16 protein-coding genes are annotated in these 18,190 nt (G+C 73.2%); 10 read left to right on the top strand and 6 right to left on the bottom strand.

The window, feature by feature from the left end; translation table 11 throughout:
- Positions 1–55: 55 nt before the first annotated feature.
- Positions 56–1,090, top strand: a complete 1,035-nt coding sequence (locus AC1VWI_RS36665; protein ID WP_499515326.1) for a helix-turn-helix domain-containing protein — start codon at positions 56–58, stop codon at positions 1,088–1,090.
- On the opposite strand, the gene AC1VWI_RS36660 is transcribed toward AC1VWI_RS36665, so the two are convergent.
- Positions 1,077–2,498: a sensor histidine kinase gene (locus tag AC1VWI_RS36660; RefSeq protein WP_499515325.1), complete on the bottom strand. Its 1,422-nt coding sequence runs from the start codon at positions 2,496–2,498 to the stop codon at positions 1,077–1,079. The two genes, AC1VWI_RS36665 and AC1VWI_RS36660, sit on opposite strands and share 14 nt — an antisense overlap.
- Before the next feature lie 115 nt (positions 2,499–2,613).
- On the opposite strand from AC1VWI_RS36660, the gene AC1VWI_RS36655 reads away from it, so the two are divergent.
- The 3 genes from AC1VWI_RS36655 to AC1VWI_RS36645 all read left to right on the top strand — a co-directional run bounded on the left by AC1VWI_RS36655 (position 2,614) and on the right by AC1VWI_RS36645 (position 4,124).
- Positions 2,614–3,558: a D-2-hydroxyacid dehydrogenase family protein gene (locus AC1VWI_RS36655; RefSeq protein WP_499515324.1), complete on the top strand. Its 945-nt coding sequence runs from the start codon at positions 2,614–2,616 to the stop codon at positions 3,556–3,558.
- A gap of 146 nt (positions 3,559–3,704) precedes the next feature.
- Entirely contained in the window at positions 3,705–3,863 is a 159-nt protein-coding gene (locus tag AC1VWI_RS36650; RefSeq protein WP_499515323.1) for a hypothetical protein, read from the top strand.
- Between the two features lie 3 nt (positions 3,864–3,866).
- Positions 3,867–4,124 carry a DUF4190 domain-containing protein gene (locus AC1VWI_RS36645; protein WP_499515322.1) on the top strand — a complete coding sequence of 86 codons (258 nt, stop codon included), beginning with the start codon at positions 3,867–3,869 and terminating at the stop codon, positions 4,122–4,124.
- 43 nt (positions 4,125–4,167) lie between these two features.
- On the opposite strand, the gene AC1VWI_RS36640 is transcribed toward AC1VWI_RS36645, so the two are convergent.
- The 5 genes from AC1VWI_RS36640 to AC1VWI_RS36620 form a co-directional block, all read right to left on the bottom strand.
- On the bottom strand, positions 4,168–4,797 hold the full coding sequence (locus AC1VWI_RS36640; RefSeq protein ID WP_499515321.1) for an MBL fold metallo-hydrolase: 630 nt from the start codon (positions 4,795–4,797) through the stop codon (positions 4,168–4,170).
- Entirely contained in the window at positions 4,797–5,882 is a 1,086-nt protein-coding gene (locus AC1VWI_RS36635; protein WP_499515320.1) for an S-(hydroxymethyl)mycothiol dehydrogenase, read from the bottom strand. Before AC1VWI_RS36635 ends, AC1VWI_RS36640 begins: the two co-directional genes overlap by 1 nt.
- Positions 5,883–6,085: 203 nt before the next feature.
- Positions 6,086–8,392, bottom strand: a complete 2,307-nt coding sequence (locus tag AC1VWI_RS36630; RefSeq protein WP_499515319.1) for an ABC transporter permease — start codon at positions 8,390–8,392, stop codon at positions 6,086–6,088.
- 5 nt (positions 8,393–8,397) lie between these two features.
- Positions 8,398–9,171 carry an ABC transporter ATP-binding protein gene (locus AC1VWI_RS36625; protein WP_499515318.1) on the bottom strand — a complete coding sequence of 258 codons (774 nt, stop codon included), beginning with the start codon at positions 9,169–9,171 and terminating at the stop codon, positions 8,398–8,400.
- Entirely contained in the window at positions 9,168–9,674 is a 507-nt protein-coding gene (locus tag AC1VWI_RS36620) for a PadR family transcriptional regulator (RefSeq protein ID WP_499515317.1), read from the bottom strand. Before AC1VWI_RS36620 ends, AC1VWI_RS36625 begins: the two co-directional genes overlap by 4 nt.
- Before the next feature lie 169 nt (positions 9,675–9,843).
- On the opposite strand from AC1VWI_RS36620, the gene AC1VWI_RS36615 reads away from it, so the two are divergent.
- The 6 genes from AC1VWI_RS36615 (at position 9,844) to AC1VWI_RS36590 (ending at position 18,183) form a co-directional block, all read left to right on the top strand.
- Positions 9,844–11,121, top strand: coding sequence for an ABC transporter substrate-binding protein (locus AC1VWI_RS36615; RefSeq protein WP_499515316.1), 1,278 nt, complete (start codon positions 9,844–9,846; stop codon positions 11,119–11,121).
- 254 nt (positions 11,122–11,375) lie between these two features.
- Positions 11,376–13,061, top strand: coding sequence for a glycoside hydrolase family 13 protein (locus AC1VWI_RS36610; RefSeq protein ID WP_499515315.1), 1,686 nt, complete (start codon positions 11,376–11,378; stop codon positions 13,059–13,061).
- 40 nt (positions 13,062–13,101) lie between these two features.
- Entirely contained in the window at positions 13,102–14,433 is a 1,332-nt protein-coding gene (locus AC1VWI_RS36605) for an ABC transporter substrate-binding protein (protein ID WP_499515314.1), read from the top strand.
- A gap of 9 nt (positions 14,434–14,442) precedes the next feature.
- Positions 14,443–15,795, top strand: coding sequence for a carbohydrate ABC transporter permease (locus AC1VWI_RS36600; protein ID WP_499515313.1), 1,353 nt, complete (start codon positions 14,443–14,445; stop codon positions 15,793–15,795).
- Complete coding sequence (locus AC1VWI_RS36595) at positions 15,792–16,718, top strand: carbohydrate ABC transporter permease (protein ID WP_499515312.1); 927 nt, start codon at positions 15,792–15,794, stop codon at positions 16,716–16,718. The genes AC1VWI_RS36600 and AC1VWI_RS36595 overlap by 4 nt, the downstream gene beginning before the upstream one ends.
- Before the next feature lie 193 nt (positions 16,719–16,911).
- Positions 16,912–18,183, top strand: coding sequence for an alpha-L-fucosidase (locus tag AC1VWI_RS36590; RefSeq protein ID WP_499515311.1), 1,272 nt, complete (start codon positions 16,912–16,914; stop codon positions 18,181–18,183).
- The last annotated feature ends 7 nt before the right edge of the window (positions 18,184–18,190 follow it).

Genomic DNA, 18,190 nt, shown 5'->3' with positions numbered 1-18,190 from the left:
GGACTCTGATCCCGCTTTGATGTGACTCTGATACTCCGGTGCTTGGCTTGCGCGCATGACCACCCACGCACCGGTGTCCACGGGCCTGGATTCCTGTCTTGACCTGGGATTCACCGACTCCGGCGGAGGCGAGCCCTCGCTGCGGCGGGAGCTGTTCGCCGCCCTGATAGAAGTCGTCTCCGGCTCGGGAGAGTGGAGCGAGCAGACCGCCGCGCGGATCCGTGGCGAGGGGGTCGCCTGGGCCGCTCGGGGCGAACCGGTGAGCGCGCTGCGGGTCGCCGTCCAGGAGACGACGGAGTACATCCTGGTCTCCGGCGGGCACGCGGCGGCCGGGGCCGACGGCTCGCGCGGCGAGTTCGCCCGGCGCCTGACGGACGCGGGGCGCCGTGTGGCGCGGGAGCTAAACCGGGGCTACTTCGCCCAGTCCGGGCGGGAGGCCCCCGCCTCGGTCCCGGAGCCACCGCGGCCCGGGCCGGCCTACGCCCCGCCCGCCTACGCCGTGATGGCGCTGCGCGCACCCGGCCTCCCCCTCGGCGACGTCGAGGCCGTGGCCCGCGGCCACGGCGGCCCCGAGACGGCCGTGCTGCCCTCGGCGCGCGGGCTGTACGTGCTCACCCCCGCGCCGCGCCACGAGGAGTCGGTCGACCTGGCGGACCGCATCCACCGCGACCTCGCCGCGACGGCCCGGCTCGCGGTGCACTGGAAGCCCTACAACGAGGTGACGGCGGGTCAGCTGCTGGCGGACGACATCTGCGCGGTGGTGGACGCGCTGGGCTTCGGGCCCGGCGTCTACCAGCTGGACGACGTGCTGGTCGAGTACGCGGCAGCGCAGACGCCCGACATCGCCCAGCGGCTGGTCGGCATGGTGCAGCCGGTGCTGGACGACCATGTGCTGCGCGAGACGCTGAGCGCGGTGATCTCCGCCGACGGCGACCCGGACCTGGCGTGCGAGCTGCTCACGCTGCGCCGCAAGTTCTTCGACCGTCGGCTGCGCCGGGTCGAGGAGCTGACCGGCCGGCGCGTCGACGGCCCGCGCGACCTCCAGGTCCTCAGGACGGCCGTCGCGGTCGCCGCGATCATGCGCCAGTGAGCGCCGGCAACCGCATCCGGAACCACGCACCCGACTCCGAGGCCTCCACCCGCACCGACCCCGCGTGCGCCGCGGCGATCGCGGCCACGATGCTCAGGCCCAGTCCGCTGCCGGGGGCGGGGTGGTCGTCCCGGCGGGCGGGGCGGGGGGTGCCGCCGGCCCGGAAGAACCGCTCGAAGATCCGCTCGCGCAGTTCCTCGGGTATCCCGGGCCCGCCGTCGATGACGTCGACGATCTGCTCGTCGCCCTCGCGGCCGACCCGCACCTCGGCGGGGACGTCGTGGGCGGTGTGCGCGACCACGTTGGCCAGCAGGTTGGTGACCACCTGACGGAGCCGGTCAGGGTCGCCGGTCACCATGTGGGGCCCGGGTTCCACGACCAGGGTCACCGGGCGCTCGGGGTCGACGACGCGGGCGTCGGCCACCGCGTCGGCGCAGAGTTCGGCCAGGTCCACGGGGCGGCACTCGAGGGGGCGGCCCTGGTCGAGGCGGGCCAGCAGCAGCAGCTCGTCCACGAGGGCGGACATCCTGCGGGTCTCGTTCTGCACCCGGCGCATGGCGTCGTCCAGACGGGCCGGGTCGTCGAGGGCACCGAAGCGCACCAGCTGCGCGTAGCCGCCGATCGCGGTGAGCGGGGTGCGCAGCTCGTGGCTGGCGGCGCCGACGAAGTCGCGCAGCTGCTCCTCGGCCTTGCGGCGGCGGTTGAACTCCTCGTCGACCCGGCCGAGCATCGCGTTGACGGCGTCGGCCAGCGCCTCCACCTCCGCCGTCGACACCGGGGCGGCGACCCGCTGCGAGAGTGCGCCCTCGGCGGCGAACCGGCGGGCGGTGGCGGTGATCTCCTTGAGCGGCGAGATGGTTCGGCGGCTGAAGTACAGGGCGCCGAGCACGACTCCGGCGACCAGCGGCACACCGGAGACGGCCTCGATGACCACGAGGTTGTGCACCGTGGCCGCGTCGTCCGCGGTGGACTCCGCGATCACCAGGTAGCCGCCGTCGGGCAGCTTCTCGACGACCGCCCGCATCGGGGCCGGGCCGACCGCGCCCGCCCGGCCGGCGGTCGCCATACGGTCCAGGTCGGCGCTGGACAGCCGGATGACGGCCCGCTCCACCATCGCGCCGGACTCGCGCTGGACGACCCTGCCGATGGCGTCGGTGAGCAGCACCACGGCCGTCGCCCCGGCGGGCTTGAGGTCCGAGCTGGTCTCCAGTTCGTCGAGCCGGTCCTGGCGTATGGAGGCCAGCTGCTGGTCCAGCCGGTTCCGCAGGCCGTCGGCGAGGGCCTGCGCGGCGTAGACGTCCGCGGCCGCGACGCCGACCGTGGTGATCGCCAGGAAGCCGAGCGCGAGGCGCCAGTACAGCGAGCGGGGCCACCAGCGCAGCCGGCGCCGCCTGCCGGGTGTCTCCACGTGCCCACCCCTCGTCCGGTTCCGGCGGCTGTCGGGTTCCGGCCGCTTTCCGAGCAGATACTAGGACAGACCAGGGGGACACCCGTTCGACCGATCGAGCCGAGGAGACCGCACCATGCGCATCGCCGTCCTGGACGACTATCAGAAGGCGGCGCACCGGTTCGCCGACTGGGACGCGCTGGGAGCCGAGGTGGTCTTCCTCCACGACCACGTCTCCGGTACGGCCGAACTGGCCGGGGCGCTGGACGGCGTCGACGTGGTGGTCGCCATGCGTGAGCGCACCCCCTTCACCGAGGAGCGCTTCGCGGCGCTGCCGGCGCTGCGGCTGCTGGTGACCACCGGGATGGCGAACGCGTCCGTCGACCTGGACGCCGCCCGCCGGCACGGGGTGACGGTGTGCGGCACGGAGAGCGTCGCGCACGCCACCGCCGAGCTGACCTGGGGGCTCGTCCTGTCGCTGGTCCGGCACCTCCCCGAGGAGACCGCCGGGATGCGGCGCGGTGAATGGCAGCACACGATCGGCGGCGACCTGCACGGCCGGACGCTGGGCGTGGTGGGGCTGGGCCGGCTGGGCGCGCGGGTCGCCTCCATCGGCACCGCCTTCGGGATGCGCGTCCTGGCGTGGAGCGCCAACCTCGACCCGGAGCACGCCGCCGCGTGCGGCGCGCGGGCGGTCGCCAAGCGGGAGCTGTTCTCGCAGTCGGACGTCGTCACCGTGCACTACAAGCTCAGCGCGCGCAGTACCGGCCTGGTCGGCGCCGAGGAGCTGGGCTGGATGAAGCCCACGGCGCTGCTGGTCAACACCTCGCGCGGTCCGCTCGTCGACACCCCGGCGCTGGTCGCCGCGCTGCGCGAGCGGCGGATCGCCGGTGCGGCGCTGGACGTGTACGACACCGAGCCGCTGCCCGCCGGGGACGTCCTGCGGAGCTTGCCGGGCGCGCTGCTCACCCCGCATCTGGGCTACGTCACGGAGGCGACGTACGAGGTCTTCTACCGGCAGGCGGTCGAGGACATCGCCGCCTTCCGGGACGGCGCGCCGCTGCGGGTGCTGACCGCCTGAGCGGCGGGCGCGCTTTCCGGCCGAACCGGCGTCCCGGCACCCGCGGGGCGCCGGTCCGCGTTTTCCGGGGGCGGTGGTGGGCAGAAGCTCCGTGTACAACTGTTCACCGAATTCCCCGGAACGTCGGAGCACAGGGAAGGACCGGAATGCTGTTCCTGGTGGCCGCACTGGCCCTGTTCGGGCTGCTGCTCGGACCGGTCGCGCATCTGCCGCTGCACGTGACCCTCGCCGTCGCCGCCGTCATCGTCGGGTGGCTCGCGCTGTACGCGGCACGCCGGCGCGTCGCGCACCGAAGGGAGGGATGAGGGATGCCCGGGACACCCGTGAGCACGCGCCGCGCCCACGCGGACGGCGCGGCGGTGGCGTCGTTCGTCCTCGGACTGGTGGGCCTGCTGGTCTTCAGCGTGGTCCTCGGCCCCGCCGCCCTGGTGCTGGGCTCTATGGCGCTGTTCCAGGGCACCGCCCGCCGCGGGCGGGCCGTGCTGGGGCTCGTACTGGGGGCGGCCGACCTGGTCGTGCTCGCGGTGGTGACCGCGAGCGACCACGCCTACGTGTGGTCGCTCTGACCGCGGTGACCGCCGCACCCGCGGGTGCGGCGGTCACGGGGGCTCAGTGGCCGCGGGCGATCCACTCGTCCAGATGCGGGGCCTCGGCGCCGATGGTGGTGCTGTCGCCGTGGCCGGTGCGGACGACCGTCTCCGGCGGCAGGGTCAGCAGCCGCTCGCGGATGGACTCGATGATGGTGGGGAAGTCCGAGAAGGACCGCCCCGTGGCGCCCGGGCCGCCCTGGAAGAGGGTGTCACCGGTGAAGACCGTGCCGAGGGCCGGCGCGTAGAGGCAGACGGCGCCCGGCGCGTGGCCCGGGGTGTGGAGCACCGTGAGCTCGGTGCCGGCCACCGCAATGACCTGACCATCCGTCAGCTCCTCGTCAGGGGAGCGCTCCGGGTGGGTCTGCTTCCACAGCGGCAGGTCGTCGCCGTGCAGGAGGATCTTCGCACCGGTCCGGGCGGCGAGCGCGGGCGCGGCGTCGACGTGGTCGTTGTGGGCGTGGGTGCTCACGATCGCGACCAGGCGGCGGCCGCCCAGCGCCGCGGCGATGGCGTCGGCGTCGTGGGCGGCGTCGACGACGATCGCCTCGGTGTCGTCGCCGACGATCCAGACGTTGTTGTCGACGTCCCAGGTGCCGCCGTCCAGCGAGAAGGTGCCCGAGGTGACGAGGTGGTCGATGCGGGCGGCCATCACAGGACCACCACCGAGCGCAGCACGTCGCCGTGGTGCATCCGCTCGAAGGCCTTCTCCACCTCGTCCAGGGCGATGGTCTCGGTGACGAAGGTGTCCAGGTCCAGCCGGCCCTGCAGGTGGAGGTCGATGAGCATGGGGAAGTCGCGGGAGGGCAGGCAGTCGCCGTACCAGGAGGACTTCAGGGCCCCGCCGCGGCCGAAGACGTCCAGCAGCGGGAGTTCCAGCTTCATCTCGGGGGTGGGCACGCCGACCAGGACGACGGTGCCGGCCAGGTCGCGGGCGTAGAAGGCCTGCTTGTACGTCTCGGGGCGGCCGACCGCCTCGATGACGACGTCGGCGCCGAAGCCGCCGGTCAGCTCGCGGACCGCCTCGACGGGGTCGGTCTCCTTGGAGTTGACGGTGTGCGTGGCGCCCAGCTTCTTCGCCGTCTCCAGCTTCCGCGCGTCGATGTCCACCGCGATGATCTTCGCGGCACCGGCCAGCCGGGCGCCGGCGATCGCCGCGTCGCCCACGCCGCCGCAGCCGATGACGGCGACGGAGTCGCCGCGGCCGACGTTGCCGGTGTTGATGGCCGCGCCGATGCCCGCCATGACACCGCAGCCCAGCAGCCCGGCGACGGCCGGTGAGACGGCCGGGTCGACCTTGGTGCACTGCCCGGCGTGGACGAGGGTCTTCTCGGCGAAGGCCCCGATGCCGAGGGCCGGGGAGAGCTCGGTGCCGTCCAGCAGGGTCATCTTCTGCTTGGCGTTGTGGGTGTTGAAGCAGTACCAGGGGCGGCCGCGCAGACAGGCACGGCACTGGCCGCACACCGCACGCCAGTTGAGGATGACGAAGTCGCCGGGGGCGACGTCGGTGACGCCCTCGCCGACCGACTCCACGATGCCCGCCGCCTCGTGGCCGAGCAGGAACGGGAAGTCGTCGTTGATCCCGCCCTCGCGGTAGTGCAGGTCGGTGTGGCAGACCCCGCAGGCCTGGATCCGTACCAGCGCCTCCCCGGGCCCCGGGTCGGGCACGACGATCGTTTCCAGGCTGACGGGGGAACCCTTCTCCCGGGCGACGACGGCACGGACCTGGTGAGCCATGGGGCACTCCTCGGCTGGTACGGAACCCTGAGACGGGCGTTTCTCATTACGGCACATTCTGCACGTGCCGCAACACAAGCATCGACGACGGCCGACAGAGCGGTCAAGGACCGCGCAGCCGGGCCGGCCGGCGCGCTTCATTCTTACCAAGGATCTTGCCCGGCGGCCCCGTTCGGCGGGGCACGGCGTCCGGTGTCTTCCCCTTACTGGGCGTTGAACAGCATCCGCGGATTGCGGTCCCCCGCCGCGCGGGAGGCGGGCAGCAGCGAGAGTGCCACCGCCGCCGCGACGCACACGCCGACGATCAGGGCCAGCACCGCTCCCGGCGGGGACTGGGCGATCCCCGCGCCGACGCCGCTGGAGCCGGCCTGCAGGTCGATCAGCCAGTCGGAGGCGAACACCCCCGCGGTGACCCCCGCCGCGGCGGCGGCCAGGACCACCAGACCGACGCCGGTCACGACGGTCGCCACGGTCTGCTGGGGCGTCAGGCCCACGGCGCGGTAGGCGCGCATGTCGCGGGCGTGGTCGCGGATGCCGCTGCCGACGGCCGTGGACAGTTCGGCCAGGGCGATCAGCGCGAGCACGCTGACCAGTCCGATGATCACGCCGCGCACCGGGGAGAGTTCGGCGCCGGGGCCGGTGACCTCGCGCACCTCCAGGGCGCCGTGCGACGCGTCGGTGAGGGCGCCGCGCACCGCCGCGCGGTCGGCGCCGGGACGCAGCACCAGGCTGTAGTACGAGGGCCCGATGGAGGCGTCCTGGGCCCGCAGCACGTCGAGCGGGGCGGAGATCACCCGTCCGCCGTGCCCGGTCTCGATGCTGCGGCCGACGATGTGGAGGATGTGCGGGGTGCCGCCGACGGTGACCCGGACCCACTGGCCGACCTCGATGTGCAGCGCGTCGAGCAGGCCCTGTCCGGCGAGTGCCTCGTCGGGGCCGGCGGGGCGCCGGCCCTCCGCGACGGCGAAGGGGTAGGGGTCGGCGGTGGTGCCGATCCCCCGCAGGGTGACCGACTGCGACTGGCCGGGGGCGAGCGCGGGGAGGTCGACGCCCGGGTGCGCCGCGGCGATCTCCGGTCGTGCGGCGAGCAGCTGCCGGACGGCCTCGTCGGTGAGGCCGTTGGGGCGGGCGGTGAGCGCGCCGGCCTGGCCGAGCAGTTCGGGGTGGTGCTCGAAGCGGTCGAGGGTGGCCCAGGTCCCCAGCGCCACGGTGATCATCAGGACCGGCAGGGCGAGCCGGGCCACGGCGGCCGCCGAGCGCGCGGGCCGGTGCAGCACGCCGCGGCAGCCGAGCACCAGGGCGGGCGGGGTCCCCAGACGCAGCGCGGCCCGGGCCGCGCCGGACATCCTGCGGCGTCCCGGAACGGCCCCCCGCGCGGCGGGGATCGGCGGCACGCGGCCGGCCCGCCAGGCGGCGAGCACCGTGGCCAGGGCGATGACCAGCACGGTCGCCGCGGCCGTACCGGGGAGCGCCCAGGTGTGCTGCGGCAGTCCCTGCCAGAGCCCCATGGCGTCCCCCATCGGCCCGGGGATGCCCGGCGCGAGCGTCTCCGCGGCCACCGATCCGAGCACCACACCGGCGGTGGCGAGCACCGCGTGCTGCACGAGGAACATCCGGACCACCTGGGCCGGGGTGAAGCCGACCGCCTTCAGGACGGAGATGTCGCGGACGTACGCCAGGACGCGGGTGGCGATGCCCCCGGTCACCGCGATCGCGGCGGCCAGCAGCGCGGCCAGCCCGAACAGGCCGAGCAGCAGCCCGAGGAGGTGGTTGTCGCCCTCGGCGTCGGCGCGGGCCTCCCGCCAGGTGGCGACGCTCGTGACGCGGTCCGGTCCGACGGCGGAGACGGCCCGCTGGATGACGAAGGCGGTGTCCGCCGGGTCCTTCAGCCGCAGCCCCACGGTCTGCCCCGCCCGCGCCGGGCCGGTGGCGAGGCCGCTCACCAGCGTGGGCGACGCCCAGGCGACACCGGGGTTGTCTCCCGGGGAGTAGAGCGGTTCGGCGGTCCCGGCGACGCCGACCACGCGGACGGTGCTTCGCCGTCCGTCGCGGGTCACGCTGATCTCGTCGCCCGGCTCGGCCCACAGCGCCGACGCCACCGACCGTTCCAGCACGATGCCGTCGCCGTCGTCGCCGTCCAGCCAGCTCCCGCGGTCCATGAGCGGCCGGCCCACCGACGGCGGGCTCGTGCCCGCGGCCCGCAGGTCGAGGGCGGCCTTCTCCCGGCCGTGCTGCGCGGTGACGGTGAGGGTGCGGAAGGGTCCGGAGACCGCGGTGACCCCGTCGATCCGCGACAGGGCGCCGGTGTCGGCGCGGCCGTCCGTGCGCAGCCAGACGTGGGCGCCCTCGGTGGCGGTGAACATCCGCTGCCAGGGGTTGGCCGCGTACACCAGCAGCGCGACGGAGAGCAGCAGCGCCACGGTGATGCCCGCGGTGGCCAGGACGATGGACAGGGCCTGCCCGCGGTGGGTGCGCAGATCGGCGAGGGCCCAGCGGGCGGTGGCGCGCACGGCGGTCAGCCCTGCAGCTTCACGACGTCGGCGGCGGCACGGGAGGGACGCGAGGCGTACGGCGGGGCGTCGAGGGTGATGTCGTCGACCACTTCGCCGTCGAAGAGGCTGATCACCCGGTCCGCGGCACTGGCCACCTTGGCGTCGTGCGTGACGAGCAGGATGGTCTGGCCGCGTTCGTGGCAGCGGGTCAGCAGCCGCAGCACCTCCCGGGTGCCCTTGCTGTCGAGGCTGCCGGTGGGCTCGTCCGCCAGCAGCAGGGCCGGGCGGTTGACCAGGGCCCGGGCGAGGGCGACCCGTTGCTGCTCACCGCCGGACAGGTCGGCGGGGGTGCTGTCCTCCTTGCCCGTCAGGCCGAGGTCGGCCAGCAACTCCTGGCGCGCGGCGCGCACCTGGCGGGGCGAACGGCCGGCGAGCAGGGCGGGCAGTTCGATGTTGTCCGCGACGGTGAGGGTGGAGACGAGGTTGAAGAACTGGAAGACGATGCCGACGCCGCGCCGGCGCAGTACCGCCCAGCGTGCCTCGCTGAGCTGGTCGACCCGCTGCCCGTCCAGCCATATCCGCCCCCGGTCGGGGCGTTCGAGGCCGCCGAGCAGATGCAGCAGGGTGGACTTGCCGGCGCCGGAGGGGCCGGTGACGGCGACGAACTCGCCCGGCCGCACCTCCAGGTCGACCCCGCGCACGGCCCTGACCTCGCCGCCGTCCACGCGGTGCGTCTTGACCAGGCCCTCGACCCGGAGCATGTGCGGCGCCGCGGGGGGCGGCTCGGCCCTTCTCATTCCAGCTCCTCCTGGCAGCGCTCCAGCCAATCGAGGTCCGCCTGCAGATGCAGCGTCGCGCCCTCGATCAGCAGCTGCGCGATGGTGTTGTCCCGGTCCTCCCCCGCGGCGAGCCGGGACATGGCCCGCATGAGGTTGAGGTAGTGGCGGCGCTGCTTGTTGATCAGGGAGACCTGGTCGGCCAGGCCCGTGGCCGGGGCGAGGGCGAGCTTCATGAAGAACTCGTCGCGCACCCGCGGCTCGCTGGACGGCTCGTCGAACCAGGCGGAGACCGCCTCCCGCCCGGCGTCGGTGAGTTCGTAGATCCGCTTGTTGGGCCGGCCGGACTGGGTGACGTCCTCGCCCCGGATCAGTCCCGACTTCTCCAGGCGCGCCAGCGTCACGTAGATCTGGCCGATGTTCGGCTGAGGATAGGCCGCACCGAAAAGCTTCTCAAGTGCCGTTTTGAGCTCGTAACCATGGGCGGGCCCCTGGGCGAGGAGTGCCAAGAGCGGAAGGCGCACGCTCGACCTGCCTCCTCCCCGGCTACCTGCTTGTTAGGGGCCGCTGACCAGCCCGATCATCGGTGAGCAGGCCATCTTGCCGCAATGGCTAGTATCGCGCATGTCCAACAGGTATACATGTCCCTTCGGACGACGACGCCGTCGCCGGAAGCGGGACCTGGAGGATCGTATGCGCTGGGCGCGGGCCGCGGGCAGGACCCTGCTCGCCGCTGCCCTGCTGCTGACGGGATACGCCTCCGAGGGCGCCCGCGCCGCCGACGGACCGCCCGGCACGACGGGCCGGGGCCCGGTGACCCTCGCGACCGGACGCGATCTGACCGGCTACCTCCAGCACGTGCTGGACGGCTGGAACCGTGGCCACCCCCTGGAGAAGGCGACGCTCGTCGAACTGCCCGAGGCGGCCGACGAGGTGCGCGCGCAGATGGCCGACAGCCTGCGCTCCGGCAGCGACCGCTTCGACGTGCTCAACATCGACGTGGCGTGGACCTCCGAGTTCGCGGGCGCCGGATGGATCGCGCCGGTCGACCCGCATGGCCTGCCGCTGGACCGGCTGCTGCCCTCGGTGGTGGACACCGCCACCTTCCGCGAGCGGCTGTACGCGGTCCCGTACGTCACCAACGCCGGGCTGCTCTACTACCGCAAGGACATCCTCGACCGGGAGCACCTGGATCCGCCGCGCACCTGGGCGGAGTTGGAGCGCCAAGCGCGCACGCTCGCCCCGAAGTACGGGATCGGCGGCTACGCCGGGCAGTTCCTGCCGTACGAGGGCCTGACCGTCAACGTCACGGAGGCGGTGCAGTCGGCCGGGGGCGGCATCCTCGGCGGCGACGGCAGCCGGGTCACCGTGGACTCCGCCGCGGCCCGCGAGGGGCTGGGCTTCCTGGTGCGCGGGGTGCGCGAGGGCTGGATCCCGGGCGAGGCACTGCGGTTCAAGGAGGAGGAGTCCCGGCAGGCCTTCGAGGACGGCCGGCTGCTCTTCCTGCGCAACTGGCCGTACGTGTACGATCTCGCCTCCGCGCCCGGCTCCAAGGTCGCGGGGCGCTTCGGCGCGGTGCCGCTGCCAGGACCGGACGGGCCGGGCGCCAGCGTGCTGGGCGGGTCCAACCTCGCGGTGAACGCGCACTCGCGGCATCCGCGGACGGCCGCCGACCTCATGGCGTACATGACGGGTGAGTCCGTGCAGCGCCAGGTCCTGACGGAGGGCTCGCTGCCGCCGGTGTGGGCCGATCTGTACCAGGACCCCGGGCTGGTGCGCAGGTATCCGTACCTGCCGGTGCTGGAGCAGAGCGTACGGGCGGCCAGGCCGCGCCCGAAGAGCGCCCGCTACGAGCAGGTGAGCCTGGCGGTGGCGGCGGTGAGCCGGGACGCGCTGGCGCTGCACACCACGCCGGAGCAGGCCGTCGCACGGCTGGACCGCGAGCTGCGGGAGATCGTGCGGGACCGCTGATCCGGCGGTGCCCTTCGGTGGCTGTCGCCACCTACCTCATACCTACTTGTTAAGTAGCTGCGACAACCTCCAGATGCCCTCTCGGCTCCGGACTGCGGATCTTACTCGCACAAATCACCCCAGTAAGCGCCGTCTATTGGCAGCTCCGTTGACACCTTCCTGACACTGCTACTTAACATGCATGCATAACGAGCCACCCCGCGCGGCGTGCAATGTCGTGACCGTCCGCGCGCCCGCAGTCAGGATGGTGACGGGTGTTCACAGCCCCTCTGGAGGACGGTTCCTCCACCGCCGCCGCCCCCTCCCCGGCACTCACCGCCGTACGCCCCTGGTGGCGCGACGCGGTGGTCTACCAGGTCTACGTGCGCAGCTTCCTGGACAGCACCGGCGACGGTGTCGGGGACCTGGCCGGCGTCCGGGCCGGTCTGCCCTACCTGCGCAAGCTGGGCGTCGACGGGATCTGGCTGAGCCCCTTCTACCCCTCGCCGCAGCACGACCACGGCTACGACGTGGCCGACTACACGGGCGTCGACCCGCTCTACGGCGACCTCGCCGAGTTCGACCGCCTCGTGGCCGACGCGCACCGGCTGGGTCTGCGCACCGTCGTGGACGTCGTCCCCAACCACTGCTCGGCCGCCCACCCGTGGTTCCGCGAGGCACTGGCGGAGGGGCCGGGCGGCCCCGCCCGGTCGCTGTTCCACTTCGCCGACGGACGCGGCGAGCACGGCGAACTGCCGCCCAACAACTGGCGGGCGATGTTCGGCGGTCCCGCCTGGTCCCGGGTGACCGAGCCGGACGGCCGGCCGGGCCAGTGGTACCTGCACCTGTTCACCCCGGAGCAGCCCGACCTCAACTGGCGTGACCCGCGCGTCGGGGAGCACTTCGAGCACGTGCTGCGCTTCTGGCTGGACCGGGGGGTCGACGGCTTCCGCATCGACGTGGCGGCGGGTCTGTTCAAGCACCCCTCGCTCCCCGACTCCCCCGACCCCGCGGCGGACGAGCGGTCCCGCGACTCCGTCAACCCGCTGGCCTGGAACCGTCCCGAGGTGCACGGGGTGTGGCGGCGGTGGCGCGCGATCTGCGAGGAGTACACCGCCCGCGACGGTCGCGAACGCCTGCTGGTCGGCGAGGTCTCCGTCCCCACCCCGGCCGAACAGGCCCGCTACGTCCGCCCCGACGAACTCCACCAGGCCTTCTTCTTCCACCTGCTGAGCGCCCCCTGGAACGCGCAGGCGTTCCGCACGGCCATCGCCGAGGCGCTGCGCGACATCGCCGGGACCGGGTCCACCGTCACCTGGGTGCTCAACAACCACGACCAGGTCAGGACCGTCACCCGGTACGCGGGCGGCCCCACCGGGCACTTCGGCGCCGCCCGGGCGCGCGCCGCCGCGCTGCTGATGCTGGCGCTGCCGGGAGCCGCGTACGTCTACCAGGGCGAGGAACTGGGGCTGCCCGAGGTCGTCGACCTGCCGGACGAGGTCCTGACCGACCCGATCTTCCGCCGCACCGGCAGCCGCCGCTTCGTCCGGGACGGCTGCCGGGTACCGCTGCCCTGGTCGGGCCACGCCTCGCCGTTCGGCTTCACCGCCGAGGGCAGCGCGGCCCGGCCGTGGCTGCCGCAGCCCGACTGGTTCGCCGAGCACAGCGCCGACCGCGCGCTGCTGGACACCGGTTCCTTCTGGCACCTGTACCGGGAGGCGCTCGGCCTGCGGGCCCGGCTGCCCCAGCTCGGCGAGGGAACGCTGCGCTGGCTGGAGGCACCGCCCGGCGTGCTCGCCTTCGTCCGCGGCGAGGGCCTGGTCTGCGCCGTGAACTTCGGCGACGAGCCGGTCCCCGCTCCCGTACCGGGACAGCCGCTGCTGTCCAGCGCCCCCTGCCCGCCGGGGGTCCTCCCCGGCAACGCCGCCGCCTGGTGGGTCCACGACCCGGCGCGCACCTGACCGTTCCGCACCACTCCACCGAAGAAGGGACACCACCCCGATGAAGCGCACCCTCGTCGCGGCCACCGCCATATGCGGTCTGGCCCTCGCGACCACCGCCTGCGGCGGTGACACCAAGGCCTCCTCCGACTCCGGCCCGGCGGCCGGCGGCCAGAAGCTCAAGGGCCAGACGGTCACCGTCGCGGCCGTCTGGACCGGCGTCGAGCAGCAGAACTTCCAGAAGGTCCTGGACGGCTTCACCGCCAAGACCGGGGCGAAGGTGGCGTACGTCTCCACCGGTGACAACTTCGCGACCGTCCTGGGCAGCAAGGTCGAGGGCGGTGACTCGCCCGACGTCGCGATGGTGCCGCAGCCCGGCGTGCTCAAGGAGTTCGCGGGCAAGGGCTGGCTCCAGCCGCTGTCGCCGGAGGTGAAGGGCGCCGCGGAGAAGAACTACGCCAAGATCTGGCAGACGTTCGGCACGGTCGACGGCACCTACTACGGCCTGTACTTCAAGACCTCCGACAAGTCGACGGTCTGGTACAGCCCGCAGGCGCTGGAGACGGCCGGCGTGCAGCCGCCCAAGACCTTCGCGGAGATGCTGGACGCCGCCCGCGCCGTCTCCGACTCGGGCCTGCCCGCCTTCGCCGTCGGCGGCTCGGACGGCTGGACGCTCACCGACTGGTTCGAGAACGTCTACCTCTCCCAGGCCGGCCCGGAGAACTACGACAAGCTGACCCGGCACGAGATCCCGTGGAGCGACCCCACCGTCGTCAAGGCGCTCACCACCTTGTCCCAGCTGTTCGGCGAGGACGACCTGCTCGCGGGCGGCCGCAAGGGCGCCCTGGCCACGAGCTTCCCGGACTCCGTCGCGCACGTCTTCGGCAAGAGCCCCAAGGCCGGCCTGGTCTACGAGGGCGACTTCGTCGGCGGTGTCATCTCGGGTGACCTGGGCGGCAAGGTCGGCGAGGACGCCAAGTTCTTCCCCTTCCCCTCGGTCGACGGCGGCCCGGCACCGGTGGTCGGCGGCGGCGAGGCCGCCGTGGCGCTGAAGTCCGGCAAGAACGCCAAGGCCGCCATGGAGCTGATCGCCTACCTGGCCACCCCCGAGGCCGCGCAGATCTGGGCGAAGGCGGGCGGCTTCCTCTCCCCCAACACCAAGCTGGACCCGGCCTCCTACGCGGACGACACCCTGCGCACGGCCGCCAAGTCCCTGGTCGACGCCGGTGACACGGTGCGCTTCGACATGTCCGACCAGACCCCGCCCGCCTTCGGCGGCACGCCCGGCAAGGGTGAGTGGAAGATCCTGCAGGACTTCCTGCGCGACCCGTCGGACCCGAAGGCCACCGCGGCGAAGCTCGAGGCCGCGGCCGCCAAGGCGTACAAGGGCTGAGGCCGGATCATGTCCGCCCTCACCCGCAAGGTGCCGTCCGCCCCGGCGGGCGGCACCGCCCCGGCCTCCGTCCGGCGGCGTGCGCGCCGGGCCCGCATCACGGCGATCGTCTTCGCGCTCCCGGCGCTCGCCCTGCTCGGCGCCCTCGTCGGCTACCCCATCCTCTTCTCGGTCGGCCGCAGCCTGTTCGACGCGAGCGGCGACCGCTTCGTGGGGCTCGCCAACTACCAGGAGATGTTCAGCGACCCGTCCTCGCTGAAGGCCATCCGCAACACCGCGATCTGGGTCGTGGCCGCGCCGGCACTGCTCACCGGCGTCGGCCTGGTCCTGGCCGTGCTCACCGAGAAGATCCGCTGGGCCACCGCCTTCAAGCTGCTGATCTTCATGCCGATGGCGGTCTCCTTCCTCGCCGCGGGCATCACCTTCCGCCTGGTGTACGACCAGGACCCGCAGCGCGGCGTCATGAACGCGGTCGCCGTCGCCGTGCACGACACCTTCAACGACTCCTCCGCCTACCCCGGCGCCCGTCCCCGCGGCACGGACGTGCTGAAGGAGTCGGGCGACGGCGGCTACCAGGCGGTCGCGCGGGTGGAGCCGGGCGAGGGCGTCACGCTGGGCCTGGTCGGCCTGCCGCCCGCGTCCCTGCCGGAGCAGGCCCGCCCGGCCGCGCCCGCGCAGGCCTCCGACGACGCCGTCACCGGCGTGGTCTACCTGGACTTCGTCCCGGGCGGCGGGGGCACGCCCGGCGCCGTGGACCCCCAGGAGCGCGGGCTGCCGCACATGGCGGTCGAACTGACCAAGGGCGATGCCGTGGTCGCCACCACGACCACCGGTGACGACGGTTCCTTCCGCTTCGCAGGAGCTGGGGACGGCCCGTACGGCGTCCGGCTGCCCGGGAAGAACTTCGCGGAACCGTACGCGGGCATCGACTGGCTCGGCCCGGCACTGATCACCCCGGCGATCATCGGCGCCTACCTGTGGATCTGGACCGGCTTCTCCATGGTGCTGATCGGCGCCGGGCTGTCCTCGCTGCCGCGCGAGACGCTGGAGGCCGCCCGGATGGACGGCGCGGGCGAGTGGCAGATCTTCCGCAGGATCACCGTGCCGCTGCTCGCGCCGGTGCTGGGCGTGGTCTTCGTGACGCTGGTGATCAACGTGATGAAGGTCTTCGACCTCGTGTACATCATCGCGCCGGGCCCGGTGCAGGAGGACGCCAACGTCCTGGCGCTGCAGATGTGGCTGGTCTCCTTCGGCGGCGGCAACAACCAGGGCCTGGGCAGCGCGATCGGCGTCGTCCTGCTGCTGCTGGTGCTGCCGGCCATGGCCCTCAACATCCGACGCTTCCGCAGGAGCAACCGATGACCGTGCAGACCGCCGCTCCGCGCCCCGCTCCGCCCACCCCGCCCGGCGGGACGTCCGGCCGGACCCCCGGGCGTCCCTCCGTGGCGGGCCGGCTGGTCTCGGTGCTGCGCGGGGGGCTCGTCCAGGTCCTGCTGACGGTCGTCGCGCTGATCTGGCTCACCCCGACGGCCGGGCTGTTCGTCTCCTCGCTGCGGAACGCCGACGACAACGCCGGTTCCGGCTGGTGGACCGCCCTGGTCCACCCCGGGTCGCTGACCTTCGACAACTACTCCGCGATCCTCGGGGACAGCGGGATCACCCAGGCGTTCTGGAACACCGTGCTGATCTCGGTGCCCGCCACGGCCGCCGTCGTGGTCCTCGCCGCCCTGGCCGGGTACGCCTTCGCCTGGCTGGAGTTCCCGGGGCGCGACTGGGTCTTCCTGGTGGTCGTCGGCATGCTGGTGGTGCCGGTGCAGATCGGACTGCTGCCGGTGGCCCGGCTGTTCGGGGCGGTGGGGCTGTTCGGCACGACCGCGGGCGTGGTCCTCTTCCACGTGGCGTACGGGCTGCCGTTCGCCATCTTCCTGCTCCGCAACTACTTCGCGGAGATCCCGCGCGAGATGCTGGAGGCCGCCCGCATGGACGGCGGGACGGAATGGACGATCTTCCGGAAGCTGGTGCTGCCGGTGGGCCGTCCGGCGATCGCGAGCCTGGCCATCTTCCAGTTCCTGTGGGTCTGGAACGACATGCTCGTCGCGCTGATCTTCGCCGACAGCGGCTCGCAGCCGCTCACGGTCGCCCTGCAGTCCCAGATGCGGCAGTTCGGCTCCAACATCGACGTGCTGGCGCCGGGGGCCTTCCTGTCGCTGATCGTGCCGCTGGCGGTCTTCTTCGCCTTCCAGCGCCACTTCGTGGAGGGGGTCATGGCGGGATCGGTGAAGTAGGTGAAGCAGGTGAAGTAGCCGCCGAGCCGCCGCGGATGCGGATGCGGATGCGGATGTGGGTGTGGTGATACGTCGGAGGTATTTCTTGTCAGTCGCCCCGATCCCCCTTAGGGTCGGGGCGGAGGACAGGACTCCTCCGACGTATCACCGCATCCGCGGTCGCCTTCTCCCCTCCCGCGAGGACTCGTCAGCCATGCCCCTGCAGCCGTGGTTCGCCGACGCCAAGCTCGGCATCTTCATCCACTACGGGATCTACGCGGTCGACGGCGTGCCCGAGTCCTGGGCCTTCTACAACGGCGAGGTCCCCCACGAGCGGTACATGCGCCAGCTCGACGGGTTCACCGCGGCGCGGTACGAGCCGCGCGCCTGGGCCGGGCTCTTCGCCCGCGCGGGCGCCCGCTACGCGGTGCTGACCGCCCGGCACCACGACGGCGTCGCCCTGTGGGACACCGCGCAGGGCGACCTGTCGGTCGCCCGGCGCACCCCGGCCGGTCGCGACCTGGTCGCCCCGTACGCGCAGGCGCTGCGCGAACACGGCCTGAAGGTCGGGTTGTACTACTCCCACTCGGACTGGAACCACCCGGACTACCCCAGCGTCGTCCACCCCGCCCCGCCCACCGAGGACGTGGTGACCAGCCCCTTCGTCGCCCCGGCGGACGGCAAGGAGGACCCGGCCGCCTGGGAGCGCTACCTCGCCTACCGCGACGCCCAGGTCGGCGAGCTCGTCGACCGCTTCCGCCCCGACCTGCTGTGGTTCGACGGCGAGTGGGAGCGCAGCGAGGAGCAGTGGGGCCTGGACGCCCTGGCCGCGCGGATCCTCGCCGGGAACCCGGAGACGGTCCTGAACGCGCGCATGCTGAGCCACGGCGACTACGCCACACCCGAGCAGGGCATCCCCGTCGAACCGCCGGCCGGGCCGTGGGAGCTGTGCCTGACCGTCAACGACTCCTGGGGCTTCCAGCACGCCGACCACCGCCACAAGTCGGTGCGCCAGCTGGTCCGCTACTTCACCGAGACGATCGGTGCCGGCGGCAACCTGCTGCTGGACGTCGGCCCCCGTGAGGACGGCACCATCACCCCGGAGCAGACGGCCCGCCTGGAGGGCCTCGGCGACTGGATCCGCGGCCACGCCGACGCCGTGTACGGCACCGTCGCCGGCCTGCCGGCCGGGCACCACTACGGCCCCAGCACCCTGTCCGCCGACCGCCGCACCCTGTACCTGGTGTGCTTCGACGCCCCGCGCGAGACGATCGCGCTGCGCGGCCTGCGCAACCGCGTCCGCCGTGTGTCGGTGGTGGGCACGGGCGCCGAGCTGGGCCACCACGTGACCGGCGGGCTCCACGACGTGCCCGGCGTCACCTGGATCGACGCGCCCTTCCCCGACGCCCTGGACCCGTACGCCACCGTCCTCGCCCTCGAACTCGACGGCGAACTGGACCTCTACCGCGGCGCCGGTCGTGCCTAGCTCCGTG

The sequence above is a fragment of the Streptomyces sp. TOM-9 genome, assembly GCF_056858595.1.
This window is presented reverse-complemented; position numbering and strand designations above follow the sequence as displayed.

Bases quoted from the DNA above. Each gene is read 5' to 3' on its own strand.
- AC1VWI_RS36665 (WP_499515326.1), top strand. From the start codon at position 56: ATGACCACCCACGCACCGGTGTCCACGGGCCTGGATTCCTGTCTTGAC.
- AC1VWI_RS36655 (WP_499515324.1), top strand. From the start codon at position 2,614: ATGCGCATCGCCGTCCTGGACGACTATCAGAAGGCGGCGCACCGGTTC.
- AC1VWI_RS36650 (WP_499515323.1), top strand. From the start codon at position 3,705: ATGCTGTTCCTGGTGGCCGCACTGGCCCTGTTCGGGCTGCTGCTCGGA.
- AC1VWI_RS36645 (WP_499515322.1), top strand. From the start codon at position 3,867: ATGCCCGGGACACCCGTGAGCACGCGCCGCGCCCACGCGGACGGCGCG.
- AC1VWI_RS36640 (WP_499515321.1), bottom strand. From the start codon at position 4,797: ATGGCCGCCCGCATCGACCACCTCGTCACCTCGGGCACCTTCTCGCTG.
- AC1VWI_RS36635 (WP_499515320.1), bottom strand. From the start codon at position 5,882: ATGGCTCACCAGGTCCGTGCCGTCGTCGCCCGGGAGAAGGGTTCCCCC.
- AC1VWI_RS36625 (WP_499515318.1), bottom strand. From the start codon at position 9,171: ATGAGAAGGGCCGAGCCGCCCCCCGCGGCGCCGCACATGCTCCGGGTC.
- AC1VWI_RS36615 (WP_499515316.1), top strand. From the start codon at position 9,844: ATGCGCTGGGCGCGGGCCGCGGGCAGGACCCTGCTCGCCGCTGCCCTG.
- AC1VWI_RS36605 (WP_499515314.1), top strand. From the start codon at position 13,102: ATGAAGCGCACCCTCGTCGCGGCCACCGCCATATGCGGTCTGGCCCTC.
- AC1VWI_RS36600 (WP_499515313.1), top strand. From the start codon at position 14,443: ATGTCCGCCCTCACCCGCAAGGTGCCGTCCGCCCCGGCGGGCGGCACC.
- AC1VWI_RS36595 (WP_499515312.1), top strand. From the start codon at position 15,792: ATGACCGTGCAGACCGCCGCTCCGCGCCCCGCTCCGCCCACCCCGCCC.
- AC1VWI_RS36590 (WP_499515311.1), top strand. From the start codon at position 16,912: ATGCCCCTGCAGCCGTGGTTCGCCGACGCCAAGCTCGGCATCTTCATC.